A 238-nucleotide genomic window follows, 5' to 3' on the forward strand; every position below is an offset into this window, starting at 1 on the left:
GCATGCAGCGGCAATTCCGGCAAACGAGAAAAAGGCCTTTTACCAAAATCAAGCGGCCGTGCAGGTGAAATGATCGTTGTCATGGACTCAGCCCAATGGCAGGGTCAGTTGGGCCAGAAGATCAGAGAAACTTTTACAGTAGATGTGAAGGGTTTACCAAGAGAAGAGGCAATGTTTAAACTCAACAGAGTTGATCCTCAGCGCTTTAACGATGTACTTAAAACGGTTAAGAACTTAT

The 238-nt window shown here is 45.0% G+C and carries 1 protein-coding gene; it reads left to right on the top strand.

What is annotated here, in order from left to right:
- Positions 1–238 (top strand): DUF4837 family protein (locus tag E1176_RS00015; RefSeq protein ID WP_155208562.1); only part of this gene is annotated, 238 nt, incomplete at both ends.

Origin of the sequence: Fulvivirga aurantia, from assembly GCF_009711475.1 — a bacterium.
Lineage (GTDB): Bacteria > Bacteroidota > Bacteroidia > Cytophagales > Cyclobacteriaceae > Fulvivirga > Fulvivirga aurantia.